Source organism: Segatella copri (genome assembly GCF_009494835.1).
GTDB lineage: Bacteria > Bacteroidota > Bacteroidia > Bacteroidales > Bacteroidaceae > Prevotella > Prevotella copri_F.
Map to the genome: position 1 here is coordinate 72,652 of NZ_VZBE01000055.1, position 15,740 is coordinate 88,391.

The following is a 15,740-nucleotide window of genomic DNA, read 5'->3' on the forward strand; positions in this document are numbered from 1 at the left end:
AACAAGTTCACCTATATATAACGGCAAAACCAGTGACATGGTTACTGTCTGCGATGCAAAATTAAGAAAAATAAAAAAGATTTGCAAACATTTTAGAGAATATCTTCCCGATGTATGCAAATCTTAACCTAAAACTAACATTGGAGGCAGAAAACCAATCCTAACCTACATGAAAACTCTTCATCCATGAACCTCTGAAGAGGCGGATAAGGAAGAGGATTCCCCTGAATGTGAGTTCGGTAGCCATCGCTATCCATACTCCCTCCAAGCCATAGCTCTTGGAAAGCGCATAAGCCAGAGTGAGGCGTACCAGCCACATGGTACCGAGATTGATCATCGCCGGTTTCCTGGTATCGCCCGCTCCTACACAAACACAGTAGGTCACGATGCTGGCTGCAAAGAATGGTTCAGCAAAAGCCTCGATGCGCAAACAGACGGTACCCATCTCACGGATACTTTCTACCGGAGAAAGAACGCCAATCATCTCAGGAGCAAAGACATACATCACCACTCCCATCACAGCCATCACAGCCATTCCAAGTCCTACTGTCATATAAGCAAAATTCTTGCACAAACCTACTCGCCCTGCTCCATGCGTCTGTCCCACCAGAGTGGTAGCCGCATCACCAATTCCATAGCCCGGCATATAGCAAAGACTCTCAGCAGTAATAGCAAAAGAATGGGAAGCAATGGCTATATTGCCAAGAGGTGCCACAATCATGGTACTCACTATCTGCGCCCCACTCATCAATATGTTCTGTATGGCTATCGGAATGCTGATTTTACAGGCATTATGAACATACGACCTGACCCAACGGAAACGGACATGGTCCTGACGGAGATTCAGTATCTTATTCTTGAAACCTGCAAGATAAAGATTAGGCAGAGAGATGCAGACATAAGCCATCGCCGTTCCTAAGGCTGCCCCCACGACACCCAACTTCAGGATATAGATAAACAGGTAATTGAATATCACATCGCAGATGCAGATCAATACTGCCATCACACTAGGCGTATGCATATTGCCCGCCGATTTCAGCATCATTTCGGATATATGATAAAGGAAAACGAATGGAAGTACCAGACCATATATCAGAAAATAGCGAGAGGAATTGGTGGCAATATCGGCACCTCCACCCAGCCAATAAGGCAGATAACCATGAATGCCGACACAGAGAAGAGAAACAAAAATGCTGAACGCCACACCGCAAATCAGCGCATGACGAAACACCTGACGGGCATTTGCAAAATCATTGGCTCCGATAAAATGAGCCACCTGTACTGAAAAGCCAGTAGCCGCTGCACTGAGCAAACTACCAATAAGCCAGGTAGTTGATTCAATCAATCCGATACTGGCAGAAGCCTCAGCTCCAAGATGACCCACCATAGAAGCATCGATGAAGAACATCATCACCGTAGAAATCTGAGCCAGCATAGAAGGTATACTCAATCCTACAATAAGATTGAGTTTCTCGCGCCGATCCATCTCCCTACCCAGGCGAATCGACTCCATCAAATAATCTGTCTTCTTGCTATAAAGCATAAATTAATTTCTCGTATATCGCTCATACAAAAAAATATGTGCATATATCATTTCAAACATATGCACATACTTTTTTCTAAATCTTTATTCTTATTATTTAGTAATCCACTTCTTGCCAGAAGCTCTCTTATAACTATTGAGCACTATCTCAAAACGGAGCATTGAATAGCCTTGGATTGAAGAATAACCGCTCTCGCCATAAGCCAGCTGGTATGGAATGAACACCTGCCAATGGTCACCCGGATGCATTTTGAGCAATGCGGTGGTAAAGCCATCAACATATCCACCGGACACATTACGGGTAGGATTAGCTGTAGCTGCATCAAAAGTACCCGTAAAGCTCTGGTCGAAGACGTAACCTTCCTTATAATTATCAGTAGGAATATAACGGCCACGATAGCTCACCTGTACCGAATCGGTAAGGATTGGAGAAGTTGTACCCTCTCCCTTCTTCAGAACATGAACGATGATATTATCGCAATCCTTATAAGTAAGGGTCGCTAAATTACCATTCTGATCCTTGTTCGGAGTCTGGTTTTCGAACGTCCAGTTCTTATAAACGTACCAGCCGTTAGCTTCACCCATCTTCCTGGCATAAGCCAATGTATCGGCAAAAGCCTGCTCGTTACGCTCCTGCCAGTTGGCATATTCCGAGACTGTATCATCATCTTCGCTACATGATGACAGTGTGATCACTGCCATCATGAGGAAGAAGAAATATTTCAAACTCTTAAGATTCATCTAAATGTATTTGATTAATTAGAAGTTCTTGATTTCCTTGCCAAGCTTCTTCAATACGCTAGTGATGCTTACGCGCTCCTCGATGATGCTGCGAAGATCTGAGATAGCTACGCGCTCCTGCTCCATGGTATCACGATAACGCAGAGTTACCTTATGATCGTTTGGAGTCTCGTGGTCTACGGTGATACAGAATGGAGTACCGATAGCATCCTGACGGCGATAACGCTTACCGATAGAATCCTTAGGATCGCCATAGTGAGTATTGAAGTGGAACTTCAGCTCGTCTACGATTTCATGAGCCAACTCTGGCAAACCATACTTCTTATCCAATGGGAACACAGCACACTTAACAGGTGCCAAAGCCTCTGGCAAACGCAAAACAACACGTGTCTCGCCATTCTCCAGCTTCTCCTCGCAGTAAGAGTGGCACATTACGCTGAGGAACATACGGTCTACACCGATAGATGTCTCTACATCGTAAGGTACATAGCTCTCGTTCTTCTCTGGATCGAAGTACTTGATAGAACGGCCGCTGTACTTCTCGTGCTGAGAAAGGTCGAAATTGGTACGGCTGTGGATACCCTCTACCTCCTTGAAACCGAATGGCATCTTAAACTCGATGTCGGTAGCAGCATTGGCATAGTGAGCCAGCTTCTCGTGATCGTGGTAACGGTAGTTCTCATTACCCATACCGAGAGCCTCGTGCCAAGCCAGACGAACCTTCTTCCAATACTCAAACCACTTCATCTCAGTACCAGGCTGGCAGAAGAACTGCATCTCCATCTGCTCGAACTCACGCATACGGAATACGAACTGACGGGCTACAACCTCGTTACGGAAAGCCTTACCAATCTGGCAGATACCGAATGGCAACTTCATACGGCCGGTCTTCTGAACGCTCAGGTAATCTACGAAGATACCCTGAGCTGTCTCAGGACGGAGATATACCTTGCTTGTAGCATCGCTGGCAGCACCCATCTGGGTAGAGAACATCAGGTTGAACTGACGGACATCAGTCCAGTTCTTGGTACCGCTGATAGGGCAGACAATACCCTCATCCTCGATAATCTGCTTCAGCATCTCCAGGTTAGGACCCTGCATAGCCTCAGTATAGCGGGCATGGAGATCATCAAACTTCTTCTGGTTCTCCAGAACGCGAGGATTAGTTGCACGGAACTGAGCCTCATCAAAGCTATCGCCGAAACGCTTCTTAGCCTTGGCAATCTCCTTGGCAATCTTCTCCTCATACTTAGCCATGTGATCCTCGATGAGCACATCGGCACGATAACGCTTCTTTGAATCGCGGTTATCAATCAATGGGTCATTGAAAGCATCTACGTGTCCAGATGCCTTCCATACTGTAGGGTGCATGAAGATAGCTGCATCGAGACCAACAATGTTCTCGTGCAACAACACCATACTCTGCCACCAGTACTGCTTAATATTGTTTTTGAGCTCAACACCATTCTGACCATAGTCATAAACGGCCGCCAAGCCATCATAAATTTCACTACTTGGGAACACGAAGCCATATTCCTTGCAATGGCTTACAATTTTCTTAAAAACATCTTCCTGTGCCATGATTAAATCTTATTTTTTTCAAATTTTCGGCAAAGATACTCTTTTTACACAAGACTACAAAAAAAAAGATGAAAAACTTTGTTAATAGGCTATTACAAAGGGGTTCACGCCAATTCATTTGCAGCACATTGAGAGTTAAAATAACGTGTGTGAACAAAAAACGTGAACGAAAATGATGAACGAACAGAAGTTTTATAAGGAAATTGAAGCCCACTTCAATCTCAGAACAAACAAGTCTAAGAAGCCCGAAATGGTTTACTTAGTTGTACGTATTGATGGAAGACAATACAAACTTTCTAGTGGTATAAAAGTGTACCCACAACAATGGCGCAAAGGTGTTGCCGAGGAGAGCAATTTTCTATGTAGCAGAGACAATAAGAATAATAAAATCGCAAATGAAAAAATAACGGTTTTAAAGAAGCGTTATTCTGAATTTATTTCGTATCTTTGCAACTGTGATAGCGACATCACGGATATGGGCGATTTGCTCAAACAATTTATATATAAAGATATGAACATTAAGAATAAAGAAAAGAACTTTGATGTATGTAAGTTGATTCAAGATGCTTTCGATGAGTATTACAAAATCAATAAGCCCGACACTAAGGAATCTAGCATATACCAGAACAGAAGTATATTAAATCTTTATGTTAGCTTCTTAGAAACTTTAAATAAAGAGAATCAGAAGTTTGCATTCTGTAAAGATGGCTTTCTAAAATGGCGTGCGTTCTTATTGAAGAAGATGAAAGATAGTGCTGATAAGAAAATCAAGTTTGGTATCAAACAAGTTAATGCCTATGGACAACTGATACAGAATTTAATTAATGAAGTCTTGTATCAGAAAAGTAATCTAGGTATCAAAGTAGAGGTTGTAAAATGGGCAAAACTAAAAGATACCAGAGAGAAACAAGACATTGGACACTTTGAACTAAACCAAGATGAATTGGATGCCATCTTCAACTTGCAATTTGATGAAAGTAAGAAAAGTGAAAAAAAGAAAATAGATTTTAGAGAATTATTCAGACTGCAAACATTATGCGGTTTAAGAGTATCAGACTTGCATACTTTGATAGATGGAAACTATCTAGTAGAAGAGCACGAAATAGATGGCAAAATTAACAAATTCTATTTAGTAGAGACTGAGAAAAAGAACTTGAAAGCTTATGTATTAGTGACAGAAGAACTATCTAACACGTTAAATTATGTGAGAAATAGTAGTGTAAAGGATTTCAAAGAAGATACATATAACTACAATTTGAAAAGTTTCTGCAAAATGGCGAATCTTGACAGAACAATAACACGTAAAGACAGTTTAGGCAAATCTGTAAGTAAGCCATTGTATGAAGTAGTATCAACACATTGCGCTCGTTATACATTTATACGCTCTATGTGGAAAAAAGGCTATAGTGAAATGGCAGTTGCAAAGATGGTCGGACACACAGATGATACTATGGTTAAAGAAGTCTATAACAAGAAGACAGATGGCGATTATATGGATAAGATTAGTAAGGAAAAAGAGAAAGTTGAACACACCCAAGAAACTGTATCTATCAAGCCAAAAGAGAAAACATATGTAATTAATGGCTTCTTTGCCTATGATGATATTGAAGCTTTGATGGATATGCAGCAGTCAGGTATTAGTATCTATAATGATGCTAGACTTAAAAAGGCTATGACTATCATAAAGAAGTCTGTAAGTAGCTCTACAATGAATAAAGTTATCAAGATGCGACAAGATGCCGATAAAGAAACGATAGAAGCATTTAAGGAGAAAGTATGCTCTATTGAAAGATTCATCTGGGATATGGGCAAATACTTTGCAGATACCAAACTGTATATGATGTATCAATACAAGTTAAATAAGTTAGGGCTTCTTTCTACCAAGCCATTTACAGATGAAGAATTAGATATGATATGGCAACAAGAACTTGCAAATGAAGAACTTGAACACTATAACGCAAATGGTTTACAATAACCTTAGCTACTTCATTTTGTAAAATTTGCACCACAATCTGCATTTTAGCCCTATTGTCTAGTATTAATCATAGTGATTAAAGAAAAGAAAGAGTTTAGAGACATTAGAAGAATCGAAGGCAGTTTTGCAGCTGTTTTCGATTTTTCGTTTCTAATTGTCGCACAAGCATCGGTGGCGTGGGGTTTCAGCGGCTTCATGCTTAAAATTTAACCCCATACCCCTATAAACGAAAAGAAGGCTACCACCGAAGTGATAACCCTCTCTATAACTATTTAAGCTAGTCTTTGTTCCTACAACTTTTCTAGTGTATCTCGCAACAATTCTTTAGCTGCCTTAACCTTCAAATTTCTCAGCTTTGTATCTAGTTCTTCACGTACATCAGCTACTTTCTTCAATTCATCTTCCCAGTGATTAATACCTCCAGCCTTCATTATATAATCTATGATGATAGACTCTTTATTAACCTTATCAGGGAACTGCTTAACTACAGCCCAAATCTTCTTAGCCCTATCTAAATCAGCCTTCTTATTTATAACATCCTCATCAGGTTTAGCCCAGCTGAATTTATCTTCAAAAAGAAGGTACTTATTAATAGTCTTTGCTTTTACTCCAAAGTCTGAAAGCTCCTTAGCAAACTGTACTATCTCATTCTCTGGCTGTCTCAAAGCTAAACCGCTAATGTAGTCTGTACCCTTCCACATCTGCCCTACAGAATTTATCTCTATCAGAGCTTCTTCAATGGTTTTATTTTTATCTAGCTTCAACTCTTCCCAAAGCAGCCCAGAAGTATCAAACCCTTCATCTTCCATCTTTACAGCAGCAGTAAATCGGTGCTGTCCATCTAGCACTACTATGTAGTTAGCTCTATTGCCTTCTTCTACAGTAGTACCATCTATAGCATCTTTAAGCTTTCTGCCATTAAGTCTAGCATCATCAGCCTTTATATAAACCATAGGCATCAGGTTCTTGCCAAACTCCTTCAAACTTACCTCCATCTTCTTCACATTGTTGGAGTTAATGTTTCGATTACCTTCCAAGAATGCTACCCCAAAATCACTACCATTAACTTTAAAAGTCTTCATATTTAAATACGCTGGATTCCTCCCTACATTGATTCATGCAAATCCACGGGCTACAGCATCTGTTAATGGCTTGCACTAGTCAAAGCTTTTATTTGACGGGTGCAAAGATAAGGCAAATTCTAATACCTTCCAAAGATTTTAAGGCATTCAGTTGGGAACTAAAAACTGCTTATTTTTTGTTCCCTAAAGAAAATAACGTGGTTGATGTGCTGGCACTTCTACATTCTTATACCTTTTCAAATAGCCCTTTAGCTTGTCATTCTTAACACCCTCATCATTATATTCTTCAAAGAAGCTTTCATCATCCGATATACCTAGTACAAATATCATTCTGCTTATCAATAAGCCTTTATCTGTTGATATAGCACTACCCTTTGAATCATAGATAGCCTTATCTGCTACCTTATCCTTTAAGAATCCACTAAGAAACTTATTAAACCAAGCTACTTTATATATTACATATTTATGTGCTTCTGTCATGTTCAACAAATCAACATCTAGCATCCTATTATCTGTTTTCAGGATTGCATACAAAGCAGCTTTGATTATACCTAGCGTTAGCTGATTATCTATCTTTACAGACATCTTACCTAGCTTTAGAGATAGAAGGGCATTGCTTTTAGTCCTCAAAGAATTATCATTCTTATCCGATTCTACTTTCTGTAGAAGTGCTACTAGCTGGGTTATTTCCTCTCTAGGACTGATAGCATCATAACCCTCAGCATAGCCTTCTACTATATCCTTTATAAACAGACAAAGATACCAGAACTTTTCAGCATCCAAGTGAAAAGCCTTTAATGTGTCTTGTACTTCTTTTGAATCCAGATACTTCTGTTTTCGGCTCTGGTCAATCATTGTTAATCTGAAAGCAAACATCTTAGCCACATGCCCCTCGAAAGTATTAGCCACTTCTACAGCATATTCCAATTCAGGGCTATTAGCTATGTCTTGCACTTGATTGCTAATTTTAGACAACTTACTGCTAATTTCAGACATCTTACTGCTAATTTCATTAATTAGTGCTAATTCTTTATCTATCATATCTTATCTATCTATTTAGTTAATAATGTAACCATAATAACGAAAAAGGCTAGTACCTTATTGTAAGATACCAGCCTATTGTTATTCCTCAACTTCATTGAGTTCTTTTGCTCTATTTGGATTCTTTAGTTTATGATGATATAGTATCATTTTCTTTAGAAAGCCCTTTATTGAATCATCTACAAACCCAGCTGCAAAAATCATTTTTGTAAAGTTATTGACAAAGGCACTTAGTAAAAGCACTCCAGCAATAGCAGACAAAGCTGTATATACCCACACCATTTCATAGTTGAAGCACTGGAAATGGCATAGCCCTAAAAGATGTAGTATGCTACATACAAATGGAGCTAAACAAATTAGGGCTATTAGTAACGATATTAATAATAGCCAAAAGCAAAAAGAATAAAAATCTTCTTCATCTATAACCATAATTATAACTTTTTAATTTTTTTCGCCAAAGATAATAAAAAAGGCTGATACCTCCAAAGATACCAGCCCTTTATTAACTCTAATTAATTATTCATCTTTCTATCTACTACATCTTCTATCAATTCCTTCACCTTATTCATAGTTTCACCATGCGCTTCTATTAGCTAGTTCTTAAAGTACACTGATACCCCAAAGATTGCACCTCCAGCTGTAAAAGCCTATGCAATATAGATAAGTGTTCCACTAGCTATAGTATGAATGGATAAGAAGCTAAGGAATGCTAGAAGAATACCACTAGCTATCATTACCATAGCTGTAGTATATTGTGCCTTATCCTTAAAGCCTAATTGATTCCAACTTTCTTTCATCAGCTTACACCATTATTTGTTATCGTAAAAGTCTAACTATATTCTCTATCAGAATCAGAAGAAGTATTTTCTGCTTTGTTCAAATAGATTCTAACATATCTCTTTAATCCATTGCCTAATTTCAACGTTACAGTAACTGGTGAATCTAGTGTACTTTCTATGTGGTTCTAACTATAAGTAGGTGTGGTATTAGTAGAACTGTATGCGAGTCCACTTCCATACACATCATAGCCAGCAGTATAGCTATAAGTAACATCAATAGTTTTAGCTGTAGCATCATAGTTAGATGTAGTTATACTGAATGATGTAGGCTAAATAGGTGGTGCTACATAAGTATTAACTAAGCCATGGTTTTCTAATCTGGTTATAATCTCATTAACAGCTTTCTGCAAAGAAAGAATGTCTGTAGCTTTGGTATTACTAAAATGGGCTATGCTTTCATAGTCTGACGTTCTTCTACTAATTATATTTCTAAGACTATTCTTCTAACCAAAAGATAGCATGAAATCAGATGCTACTGAACCAGAAGAATCTTTAGTGTTATAGGCATTGATACCACCCAGCAGATAATTATCAGAATCCTTAATAGCTAATCCCATAGTACCAGCTATTAGCCTACTCTTAGTCTTCAAAAATCTCATGGTTAGCAAATCATCATCAGAAGAACTTATTACACTACCACTTTGATCTAACGTTTCCTTTGTCTAGTTACCCATGATGGTAACTACAGAAGCATCTGACTGTATCTTTTCACTTCCCTTATACTAGTTATTTATAGCTACTCTACTACCAAAGCTATAATTATTAACTGTAGCTGGAATGTAATTAACTATAGGAATGTTAGATGTACTTTCTATAAAATCACCACATCCCCAATTATCTGGATTTCCATCTAATCTATCTGTATTTGTTCTGTCCTTTATCACATCTAGCCTATATGGTGAATAGTTAAAGGTACTCCAATCTATAGCCCCACTAGGCTACTTATCCCTATAACCCACAAATTTCGACTAACCTACAGTTTCAGTATAAACCCTGAGTAATATTAAAGAATGCCGCCATTCCCAGTAAGTTGTACGCTCACCAGTCTTCTTTGTAGCATTTAAAGGGAAAAGGGCTTCAAAGTCTTCCATGGTTATAGGAATTGTCTAGCCATCCACAACTCTAGTCCATCCACCATTTCCATCTCTATCAGATAGTGTTTTACCTGCTGTATCATATCCATTAGGGTTAGCTACTGTTCCTGGGTCTAGAAAGTCCAGATTACTGCATCTAATACTGTTTGTTGCCTTCAAATCTTCCAAAGACTGATTAGATACCAGACTAACATCAGATTCTACAATCTCATATTGCTTACCTACTAGATAGGTTTGAACCAGCCAAGTTCTACAGTTAGAATCAGTTTCATCATACTTACCCTAGGTTATACTGCATTTACCAGCAGCATTTCTAAATGGTGTTGTTCTGATTCTCTACATAGATTTCAGGTAACAGTTTTCTGCTATTACTCCTTTGCTTCTAACTATGTGGATATGTCTAGAAGTATTTGAATAATCAGGTATATCTAATTCACTATCATCAGATGTAAGTATAGTACCCCTAAAGGCAAAAGCATAGCAGTTATATAATCCTATACTGTTGCTATCCGTCACAAAATAGGAGTTTCCTCGATATAATATATCTATATCTATTTCACCATCTTCTTCATCTAAAGATAACGTATTAGTATATCTACTGGCTTCTGCTCCACATCCCTATAAGGTAACAGAATTACAGTTATCCAACTTATAACCTACTCCACATCCATCAGCAGCACAAGCCTACAAAGATGAATAGCTAGTGCCCTTCAAGTTATAGCCAGCATTTAAGCAGCTATTACAGTAGCATGAAGTAAAGTTCACAGAAGTAACACCAAGAATCTTAAAGCCACTTTCTGCTACTCTCCATGCTCCTACATTCTTAAATGAGTTCTGAACTGCTCTATAGGCTTCATAAGCATTACCGCCAATATCTATTAACCATACATCAGATAAAGATACATTCAAAACAGAAGAATCATAGCTAGACAAACTACCAGTTAAGGATGAAGGTGAATAGTTAAAATTGATAGCATCATCTTTACCTCTATCAGATGAATTTGTAGTAATACATATATTACTTATGCTAATATCTCTCACACCAGTAAAAGCTGTTCCGTTTGGATTTACCTTATACGTTTCAGGATAAGTAAGATTAGGCTACTGGGATGATTTTATTAAACCTCTAGAATAGTTCTCACGACCAGTTAAGCCTACCCATCTACCCTAAGACTATATCTTAGTTCTTTCTTTATCCCATTGTTTCCATTCCTCACTATTATCATTAGGATAATATAAAGGATGGTTTTTATTCTTATCTCTATCTCCATCATAATAACCTACAGCACCATCACCTAAATAAAATCTGTTATGTCCATTCTTCAAATCCAAAGTAGGACAATTTTTAGCATCAGTAGCTGTATTATATTTCTTCTTATCTCTAGTTACATATCCCAAAGCCACAGTAGCCTTTTGATATGCCAATGTATCTTTTTCAAAGTAACTAGGCTTCTTCATAAATGGGGTTCTTATTATAGTGTTGTAGATTCCCTATCCTTCTATAACCGTACCATCATGGATATAAACAGCCCTAGTTACTAAAAACTCTCCACTACCAAATACTATTTTCTTGCCAGATGTATATGCTGCATCTAAAGCAGACTGGATTACTTCTGTCATATCCTAATCAGAAGTGGCAAAGATGTTAATAGTATCTTCTGTAATGGAAGTGCTAGTATTATTGATGCTAGACTAAGAGGAACTGCTCTTACTGGAAGAACCAGAAGAACCAGTATTCTTAGCTTTGGCAAATGATTGTATATTTATCATACTTCCTTTAGTTTTATATGTACTGTACTTTCTTTCAAATCTCTATCAATAGACTGAACAAAGAAGTTTCTATTTAATACCTTACTATGTAATATAGAATGGATGCTAATAGAAGGTGAATCATGCAAATCTGTTTCCATGATAAGTTTAGGTCTAGAATAAGAAAGATAGTACTGATTGATATAATGCTCCTCTGGTTTTGCCGTTTCCATTGTAGTAGCATTGTAGATACTTTCTAATGGTGTCTGGGAATCTGTTTCTATCACTGCATTCAGGTTTACAGTGTTCTTTATTCCCTTCTTAGCACATTCAGAACTACTTAACTAAGTAATAAACTTAAATTCTACATCATCTTTCTTATTAATAAATCTATCCGTTTCATTACTCATATATATCAAATCATTATCCTGCTTATTCTCATTTCCTCCCTAGTCTGAATATATTTTGCACTCAAAATTCTTTATAATGATGTTTTCTATATGAGATAAGACAAACTTAGTATTATTGTACCATTTAGTATGTCTCCAGAAAGAAGGATGTCTTCTAGTTATATCATTCCAAGTTAGATTAACTGGTCCTAATATTCTAAACACAACAGCACCAGATAAAGCATCAGACTTCTTAATCGGTATAGCAGTACCCTTAGCATCCAGATTCATAGTATAGCTAATGTTATTCTATATATCAAATTCATCACCTATAATCTTATCCCCTATCTTTGGGTCTATACCTAAAGAAAATGTGGTTTTCTTTTCACCATCTATAGTAGGTTCTTTCCCAATCTTCACCCATTGATAGGTAGAATTTCCATAGGTATCTATATTAGTTTCTACCAGTCTTTTATTACCTATAATAAGTTCACATTCAAGAATAGGTAGTTTCTTAAACATATCTGTAGAATCACCATTAGCAGTATAGTTATACTGTAGTTCATGGTTAGCCTTATCTGTTGTCCATGGATGAAGGCTTAAAGCATTAGATAAATAAGAAGAAGGTGTATCAGATGGCTTTTCCTATGTGTACCACCTTCTAGTATAATATCTACCATCCCCATTATTATCACTAGGTACTGTTCTATGCCAATAATCACCCCTATCATGCTTCTAAAGGATGGAAAAGATTTCTGTTTCCTTCTGTATAGGCATCAGGCACATTTCACCACTAAACACTAAATAGTTAGTAGTAATATCATCTGTTGGGGAAAAAACACCACCTGAGTTATTACCTATATACTCTATCATCCCACTTCTATCTTTTATTGTCTAATCAGAAGGAGAATGATTTGTTTCCGTATCATCCCCATTACCATTAATTGAGATATACAGATAAGTATTCATATCTATTTTTGATGTAGGGGAATTATCAGTAACATCATTCTACTTTTTTACACTACCCATTTTAAAGATACATGGAATAAGCTAGTTATCCTTTAAGTACTTTGGTAGCTTCCACTGATTTACATAAACCCCATTACTCAGTTCACAAAGACTAGTTATATATCCTTTAGGTGTAATAAAGTTCCAGTTTGTATTATACATAGCCTATAGATACCAGTCCACAATTTTACAAGCATCATAAGAAGTAGCCCTATCATGGATCATATCAAAGAAGGCATTATTAGCCCTCACTCCTTCACCCTCTGATATATATTCAGTCATAAATTTCTGCTTACCATTATAAAGGGAACTTAGATTTTCTGAATCCATAGGGCTTTCTATAACACTGTCCTAATCTTCCAAACTACATTTAATAGATACCTGATTATATACGTCTGCTACAGATAAATTTGTATCATCACTAGAATGCAAATCTGCTGTCATTTCTAATAATGTAGGGGTAATAGTTACAGCTTTATCTTCTGTAAGATTATACCAGCCAGTTCTTTTGTCCTTTATAGTATTCCAGTCATATATATAATAATCAAATCCATCCTAGATAATATGAAGGTTAAGATATTGCATCATCTAACTAATTACATCTTCATTAGTCCAGACATCATCAGCTTCATCACCCAGCATATATAACTCACTCATGCTACAATCTGAAAAGATTGTTTTCTCCTTTCCCTTAGATACACCTTTAGATAAATCATAGAAAATCTTTCCCTTAGTACCATTAACTATGTCTATATCCTGAATATCCAGCATTATCTAATCCAGCATATCTTTGAATGATTTTACACTAGCTTTAGCCCTAGAAGCCTTATAGTTATTCAGATTAACATCACCATAGTTATAGTACTGTAATGTAGCTAAAGCATCAGTAGTATTTACAGTAAACTCATCTAGCCCATTAACAAAAGGCTAGCTAAATGTATTAGGTTCAACAAAGCCAGCATAAATACACTTATCTCCCTTATAAATGTTTACTTTGATATTACGTGAATTGTCTGCAAATAGCTTATCACCTATATAATCTTTAGTAACTAAATTAATACTAGCAGACCTCTTAATAATAGTCTGAAAAGTATCTTCATTATCTGTTTCTATAGAGATAGGGCTACCACTAAAGTATAGCCCATTCTCTCCTATAATCATTTCTTCCGTTTTATCATTATTACTTAATATATGTACTGAATAAAGCACATTATTAATGTCTCTAAACTATCCATGAATATACATAATTACTTGATTCCAGTTATTTTTCCAGATTTAGCCTTTATATTGCTATAGTTCCTTAGTGAACCATACAAATCTGAACCTTTTAATTTGAAATTAATCTAACCACCTATTCCACCAGTAGCCCCAGCATTATCAAGCATATTAAATAAGTTTCTTTGCTATGTGCCATTCAGAATCATTTCACCAGCATTCACTCTAGCTAGTAACTAATCCCCATGAGTTGTAGCTCCGTTAATGATACCACCTTCTGCATAAGAACCAGACAAATAACCACTAACAGTAGCAGCGATACCTACCACTGTTGCTATTACTGTTGCTACTGCTGCTAAGTTAGCAGGGAATGGCATCTTCATAGCATTAGCAGTACCAGCAGCTGTAGCCAAAGCAACATAAGACATAGCAGCAGAAGCTATCTAAGCAGTTACCTAAGCCAGCATAGCTACAGTATCACCAGCTCCTAACTAAGACATGGCAGAACCTAAGCCCTGAAATGCACTAGTTAAAGCCAGAACTGACTACTGGTTATTCTCCAGCCATCCCGACATTTCCACCAAACCGCTAATTTCTGGCTAAGGTACTTTGATGTTATTTATAGCATCCATATCAATAGAAAAAGGATTAACCGATTCTGTATCTATTTCTAATATTATATCCTTTAAGTTAGTACCTTTTAGCCTTATCTCCAAAAAGCGTTTTTCTTCTATCAGATTATCCAGTTCCTTATTTATCTTCTGATAGTCCATAGGATTAACTGTTACAGATAATTGTTTCTGCTTTAAGTTAATCTAGTCATTATACCATGCTATAGAACCTTCTGGATTTTCCTATTTAGTCTGCTTGAAATTGTTCTTTACTCTAGTTCTATGTGGTACTTTTACAGTACCTACCTTCTTAGTAGTCTTAGCTATAACATCAGATACAACTTTAACAACTCCCTCAGAAAGCTGCTTTGTTACAGTATGAATCTTACCATCCTTTGCTTTATAATTATATGAATATGATTCACCATTCTTTAGGTATCTGTTACCTACCTTATATGTACCAGCCCTTTTGTTTCCATTAAGAAACTATCCTCTTTTAGCCATAAATTCCTCAGCAGAATCACCAAAGGTTAGCTGTCTCAATTTAGTAGAAGCATCATCTATAGCATCATTCAGCCAGTTTACGCTTTCTGTTATACCATCAAAGACGGAAATCAATCCATTCAGGCTACTTTTAACAGCTGGCTCTATCAACTTACCTATAGCTGCATAAGTTTCATCTATAGCATCATTTAAAGTAGATATTTTACCCTCTACAGTCTCACTCATATTTACAGCCATATCGTGAAACTATCCACCCTAAGCTGTAGCATCAGCAAAAGCCTAGGCTATCTGTTCTACAGATATTTCACCTTTGCTTACTTTATCTAATAACTCTCCTATGCTTTCACCAGTCTGCTTAGAAATAACAG

General features: G+C 37.0%; 17 protein-coding genes. 1 reads left to right on the forward strand and 16 read right to left on the reverse strand.

All coding sequences use genetic code 11. The features are described 5' to 3' along the window. Positions 1–160: 160 nt before the first annotated feature. The 3 genes from F7D47_RS07630 to F7D47_RS07640 all read right to left on the reverse strand — a co-directional run bounded on the left by F7D47_RS07630 (position 161) and on the right by F7D47_RS07640 (position 3,865). Complete coding sequence (locus F7D47_RS07630) at positions 161–1,543, reverse strand: MATE family efflux transporter (RefSeq protein ID WP_153086106.1); 1,383 nt, start codon at positions 1,541–1,543, stop codon at positions 161–163. 93 nt (positions 1,544–1,636) lie between these two features. Next, the gene (locus F7D47_RS07635; RefSeq protein WP_153082942.1) at positions 1,637–2,284 is read right to left on the reverse strand and encodes an FKBP-type peptidyl-prolyl cis-trans isomerase; all 648 of its coding nucleotides are present in this window, start codon (positions 2,282–2,284) and stop codon (positions 1,637–1,639) included. Positions 2,285–2,302: 18 nt separating this feature from the next. After that, entirely contained in the window at positions 2,303–3,865 is a 1,563-nt protein-coding gene (locus F7D47_RS07640) for a glycine--tRNA ligase (protein WP_006848488.1), read from the reverse strand. 172 nt (positions 3,866–4,037) lie between these two features. Here F7D47_RS07640 and F7D47_RS07645 point away from each other — a divergent pair, with 172 nt between their 5' ends. Beyond that, positions 4,038–5,840 carry a tyrosine-type recombinase/integrase gene (locus F7D47_RS07645; RefSeq protein ID WP_153086107.1) on the forward strand — a complete coding sequence of 601 codons (1,803 nt, stop codon included), beginning with the start codon at positions 4,038–4,040 and terminating at the stop codon, positions 5,838–5,840. Between the two features lie 290 nt (positions 5,841–6,130). On the opposite strand, the gene F7D47_RS07650 is transcribed toward F7D47_RS07645, so the two are convergent. From F7D47_RS07650 to F7D47_RS07695, 13 genes are all read right to left on the reverse strand, one after another. Continuing rightward, complete coding sequence (locus F7D47_RS07650) at positions 6,131–6,922, reverse strand: hypothetical protein (protein ID WP_153086108.1); 792 nt, start codon at positions 6,920–6,922, stop codon at positions 6,131–6,133. A 183-nt stretch (positions 6,923–7,105) separates the two neighbouring features. Further along, positions 7,106–7,963, reverse strand: a complete 858-nt coding sequence (locus F7D47_RS07655) for a hypothetical protein (RefSeq protein WP_153086109.1) — start codon at positions 7,961–7,963, stop codon at positions 7,106–7,108. Positions 7,964–8,044: 81 nt separating this feature from the next. Further along, positions 8,045–8,392, reverse strand: coding sequence for a hypothetical protein (locus F7D47_RS07660; RefSeq protein ID WP_153086110.1), 348 nt, complete (start codon positions 8,390–8,392; stop codon positions 8,045–8,047). A gap of 2,188 nt (positions 8,393–10,580) precedes the next feature. Then, complete coding sequence (locus tag F7D47_RS14760) at positions 10,581–10,937, reverse strand: hypothetical protein (RefSeq protein WP_153086111.1); 357 nt, start codon at positions 10,935–10,937, stop codon at positions 10,581–10,583. A 132-nt stretch (positions 10,938–11,069) separates the two neighbouring features. Then, complete coding sequence (locus F7D47_RS07665; protein WP_153086112.1) at positions 11,070–11,354, reverse strand: hypothetical protein; 285 nt, start codon at positions 11,352–11,354, stop codon at positions 11,070–11,072. Between the two features lie 33 nt (positions 11,355–11,387). Next, positions 11,388–11,516, reverse strand: coding sequence for a hypothetical protein (locus F7D47_RS15040; protein ID WP_262884372.1), 129 nt, complete (start codon positions 11,514–11,516; stop codon positions 11,388–11,390). 146 nt (positions 11,517–11,662) lie between these two features. Beyond that, positions 11,663–11,932, reverse strand: a complete 270-nt coding sequence (locus tag F7D47_RS14765; RefSeq protein WP_153095693.1) for a hypothetical protein — start codon at positions 11,930–11,932, stop codon at positions 11,663–11,665. 411 nt (positions 11,933–12,343) lie between these two features. Beyond that, positions 12,344–12,556, reverse strand: a complete 213-nt coding sequence (locus F7D47_RS07670; RefSeq protein WP_153086113.1) for a hypothetical protein — start codon at positions 12,554–12,556, stop codon at positions 12,344–12,346. Between the two features lie 1,074 nt (positions 12,557–13,630). After that, positions 13,631–13,813: a hypothetical protein gene (locus F7D47_RS07675; protein WP_153086114.1), complete on the reverse strand. Its 183-nt coding sequence runs from the start codon at positions 13,811–13,813 to the stop codon at positions 13,631–13,633. A gap of 156 nt (positions 13,814–13,969) precedes the next feature. After that, positions 13,970–14,203: a hypothetical protein gene (locus tag F7D47_RS07680; RefSeq protein ID WP_153086115.1), complete on the reverse strand. Its 234-nt coding sequence runs from the start codon at positions 14,201–14,203 to the stop codon at positions 13,970–13,972. 290 nt (positions 14,204–14,493) lie between these two features. Next, positions 14,494–14,685, reverse strand: a complete 192-nt coding sequence (locus F7D47_RS07685) for a hypothetical protein (protein ID WP_153086116.1) — start codon at positions 14,683–14,685, stop codon at positions 14,494–14,496. A 171-nt stretch (positions 14,686–14,856) separates the two neighbouring features. Next, entirely contained in the window at positions 14,857–15,030 is a 174-nt protein-coding gene (locus F7D47_RS07690; RefSeq protein WP_153086117.1) for a hypothetical protein, read from the reverse strand. Positions 15,031–15,354: 324 nt separating this feature from the next. Next, entirely contained in the window at positions 15,355–15,597 is a 243-nt protein-coding gene (locus F7D47_RS07695) for a hypothetical protein (RefSeq protein ID WP_153086118.1), read from the reverse strand. Positions 15,598–15,740: the final 143 nt, after the last annotated feature.

Coding starts and splice junctions, on each gene's coding strand:
- F7D47_RS07675 (WP_153086114.1), bottom strand. CDS start 13,813: ATGCTGGATATTCAGGATATAGACATAGTTAATGGTACTAAGGGAAAG.
- F7D47_RS07635 (WP_153082942.1), bottom strand. CDS start 2,284: ATGAATCTTAAGAGTTTGAAATATTTCTTCTTCCTCATGATGGCAGTG.
- F7D47_RS07630 (WP_153086106.1), bottom strand. CDS start 1,543: ATGCTTTATAGCAAGAAGACAGATTATTTGATGGAGTCGATTCGCCTG.
- F7D47_RS07640 (WP_006848488.1), bottom strand. CDS start 3,865: ATGGCACAGGAAGATGTTTTTAAGAAAATTGTAAGCCATTGCAAGGAA.
- F7D47_RS07685 (WP_153086116.1), bottom strand. CDS start 14,685: ATGTCTTATGTTGCTTTGGCTACAGCTGCTGGTACTGCTAATGCTATG.
- F7D47_RS07665 (WP_153086112.1), bottom strand. CDS start 11,354: ATGAAGAAGCCTAGTTACTTTGAAAAAGATACATTGGCATATCAAAAG.
- F7D47_RS07660 (WP_153086110.1), bottom strand. CDS start 8,392: ATGGTTATAGATGAAGAAGATTTTTATTCTTTTTGCTTTTGGCTATTA.
- F7D47_RS07670 (WP_153086113.1), bottom strand. CDS start 12,556: ATGTTTAAGAAACTACCTATTCTTGAATGTGAACTTATTATAGGTAAT.
- F7D47_RS07655 (WP_153086109.1), bottom strand. CDS start 7,963: ATGATAGATAAAGAATTAGCACTAATTAATGAAATTAGCAGTAAGATG.
- F7D47_RS07645 (WP_153086107.1), top strand. CDS start 4,038: ATGATGAACGAACAGAAGTTTTATAAGGAAATTGAAGCCCACTTCAAT.
- F7D47_RS07695 (WP_153086118.1), bottom strand. CDS start 15,597: ATGAGTGAGACTGTAGAGGGTAAAATATCTACTTTAAATGATGCTATA.
- F7D47_RS07650 (WP_153086108.1), bottom strand. CDS start 6,922: ATGAAGACTTTTAAAGTTAATGGTAGTGATTTTGGGGTAGCATTCTTG.
- F7D47_RS07680 (WP_153086115.1), bottom strand. CDS start 14,203: ATGATTATAGGAGAGAATGGGCTATACTTTAGTGGTAGCCCTATCTCT.
- F7D47_RS15040 (WP_262884372.1), bottom strand. CDS start 11,516: ATGACAGAAGTAATCCAGTCTGCTTTAGATGCAGCATATACATCTGGC.
- F7D47_RS07690 (WP_153086117.1), bottom strand. CDS start 15,030: ATGGACTATCAGAAGATAAATAAGGAACTGGATAATCTGATAGAAGAA.